The sequence below is a fragment of the Kaarinaea lacus genome (genome assembly GCF_975902315.1).
In genome coordinates this window covers 1-2920 of sequence record NZ_CDLKIE010000320.1, presented here as the reverse complement: position 1 = coordinate 2920, position 2920 = coordinate 1, and the positions used below count along the sequence as shown (strand labels likewise).

Genomic DNA, 2920 nt, shown 5'->3' with positions numbered 1-2920 from the left:
TTGATGATTAACCTCTGCTTCTGCTCGCAACAGATAAGTACCATTACCAAGATTGACTTCGCCACCATCCAGAGGATCAAACTCCACTTCTACATCGCCCTTAGTAAGACTACCAAGGTGTTTGCGGAACACTGTCTCACCGGCGGTATCTTCCAGATAAAGAATGACATTTTGACTATCTACTTCCAGTGACAACAACACGCTTACGATTTCGTTGTTGGTAAATTCCATATAATTCGACGGCACGTACACCGACCGGCCTATGAGTGTGGACGCCTGTAATGCCTGATTGGAACGTAGTGAAACCGACATGTTAATTCATTGAGTGCTGGCTGATCTGTACCAGCAAACACCCATTCTTTACCTAAAAGTTGTTAATGGTCACAGTAGAGAATAGAGCAACCAGCGTGCCAATGAGGATTATTTACAGGGGATCAATCAGTTACGACTAGAGACAGGTTGGTTCTCGCAGGCAAGGCGGCAATCGCCCGCCGGTTATTACCCTACTACTGAATTTTTATAATTAACAAGGTATTACAATCGATGATACTAGGCGAAACGAAGCTTGTTTTTGTCTGTTTTGAGCTGATAGATCACACCGACCGATTTCCAGCGCAGGATATCAAAGTCTTCAGAATAGCCTGAAATAGTCTCGGACCCCCCCAGAATAAGGTAACCGTTTGGTTTCAGGGATTGTGACATGCGATACATAATGTCGGCTTTCAGGGCAGGGGCAAAATAAATTAGCACATTACGACAGAAAATGATGTCAAACTTGCCTAATGAGGCAAACCCGGTTTTCAGATTGAGCTCCTGAAAATTAACCCGTTTCTTCACATCATCACTGACGCGCCATCGATTGTCTTCCTGGCGAAAATAACGCTTTCGTAAATCTGCTGACATGCCACGACTGAGCGCCACATCATCATAAACTCCGGCACGTGCCAGTTTCAGCGCATTGCTGGAGATATCTGTTCCCCATACCTGAACGCCATCGTTGGATATCAGGCCTGGATTCTTAACCATGAATTCATTGGATGCAATACTGATGGAATACGGTTCCTGGCCAGTAGAACACGCGGCCGACCAAACACGAATAAGCTCACTACTCTCCTTGGCACGCTCGGGGAAAAACTTTTCTTTCAGAAAATCGTAGGGATAGGTATCACGAAACCAGGAGGTTTCGTTGGTAGTCATGGCATCCATGATGCGGTGACGTAAACGTTGGTCTTCCTGAATGCGCTCCAATAACTCACCAAATGACTGGATAGATAATTCCGTCATTAGTCGGGTGATTCGACTGGTAATCAAATAATGTTTATTGTCGCCTAATACGATCCCTGAGGCATCTTCCAGAAACTCTCGAAATGACTCATACTCGTTCGGCGATATTGATGCTGTGATCACTATCGTTTTAGTCTATGTATTTGTTAATAACTTTCCGTATTATGCGGCATTATCGGTGGCCGGGCTATCCACCACTGCAACGATCGCATTCGCCAGGTCGTCAGCATTGAACTTGGGAACAAATTCGTTAGCACCAACCTTCTCAACCATGGCATGGTTAAAGATACCGCTTAGCGATGTATGCAATATTACATGTAAATCTTTCAGTTTAGGATTTTGTCGAATCATTGTCGTTAAAGTATAGCCGTCCATATTCGGCATTTCGATATCTGACACAACCACTGACAAATCTTCGCTTACCTCACCTTTCTCTACAGATATTTTTTCCAGGTATTCCAGTGCTTCCTTGCCATCTTTTACCAATATGCATTCCACACCAATTTGATCCAGTGTGCGCTTAATATGTTTTCTGGCAACCGTAGAATCATCTGCGACTAAAACTGTCTTAACCCGTGCAAGATTTTCCTCGATTTCCGATGCAACTTGCTCCGATACGTCTACGTTTATTCCGGTGATTTCATGCAAGACTTTTTCCAGATCAATTATTTCAACTATTTTGCTATCCACATTTGTAACAGCAGTTAGATAGTGACTACCTCCGGATCCCTTGGGCGGCGGCAATATTTCCTCCCAGTTCATATTGACGATGCGATCCACACCGCTCACCAAAAACCCCTGTACACTGCGGTAATAGTCAGCAATTATAATGTACGCGTTTGATTGATCTTCGAGGGGCGGTCTACCCAGGGCCAATCCTAGATCTATAACGGGAATAGTCTTGCCGCGCATGTTAGCGATGCCACGTACGATTTCATTTGAATTAGGGATATGTGTCAACTTGGGGCATCGGATCACTTCCTGGACTTTAAAAACATTGATCCCGTAAAGTTGATCCCCGTGCAAGCGGAACAAAAGCAATTCCAGGCGATTTTCGCCGACAATTTGAGTCCGTCGATCGACTTCATAAAGGACATCCGCCATCACATACACCTAGTATAAAGTTATTTTCGTAATAGCTTTATCGACACTTTTTGATTCATTCTTAAACCTTATTCCTCGGCATAAAAGTTGCTCCATGAAACGGATTTTGACAAAAATCGGTTAGGTTGTGCCTGAATTTCGGCCACGAAAAATAATAAACTCCATTAATTCAGAGGCTTACAATTTTTTTCTAAAGAAAGTCGAAAATCTGTCGTTAGTATTGCCAGGAAGTACAAATCTAGATGGCGGATTGATTGACCGTTATACGATTCGTGATTTAGTAATAGCAAGACCAGAAATACATGCAACACAACCTTACAAGGAGTCAGGAGCATGAAAAATATTACGAGTAAATCGGGGTACTCTAAAACATACGGCGCTCTTCCTGTTAACCAACGCTACAGTTATCGTCGTGACCTTTCCTTGAGTCAGGAAGAAAAGAAAGTCGCCAGAAATATGGCGGAACAGTTACAGCAGATGGAACAGCACGTGGCCAAGGCGTCTGTGATAGATTTGCAAAAAGGCAATGAGA

4 protein-coding genes are annotated in these 2920 nt (G+C 43.6%); 1 reads left to right on the top strand and 3 read right to left on the bottom strand.

Annotated elements, in window-relative coordinates:
• The 3 genes from ACWVCM_RS10320 to ACWVCM_RS10310 all read right to left on the bottom strand — a co-directional run.
• Positions 1 to 312 (bottom strand): flagellar hook assembly protein FlgD (locus ACWVCM_RS10320; protein WP_455201667.1); only part of this gene is annotated, 312 nt, incomplete at its 3' end.
• A gap of 237 nt (positions 313 to 549) precedes the next feature.
• Positions 550 to 1407 (bottom strand): CheR family methyltransferase, encoded by an 858-nt coding sequence (locus tag ACWVCM_RS10315; protein ID WP_455201666.1) that lies wholly within the window; start codon positions 1405 to 1407, stop codon positions 550 to 552.
• A 39-nt stretch (positions 1408 to 1446) separates the two neighbouring features.
• On the bottom strand, positions 1447 to 2388 hold the full coding sequence (locus tag ACWVCM_RS10310) for a chemotaxis protein (protein WP_455201665.1): 942 nt from the start codon (positions 2386 to 2388) through the stop codon (positions 1447 to 1449).
• A gap of 333 nt (positions 2389 to 2721) precedes the next feature.
• Here ACWVCM_RS10310 and ACWVCM_RS10305 point away from each other — a divergent pair.
• The coding region (locus ACWVCM_RS10305) for a hypothetical protein (protein WP_455201664.1) at positions 2722 to 2920 on the top strand (199 nt) is incomplete at its 3' end.

Bases quoted from the DNA above. Each gene is read 5' to 3' on its own strand.
- ACWVCM_RS10310 (WP_455201665.1), bottom strand. From the start codon at position 2,388: ATGGCGGATGTCCTTTATGAAGTCGATCGACGGACTCAAATTGTCGGC.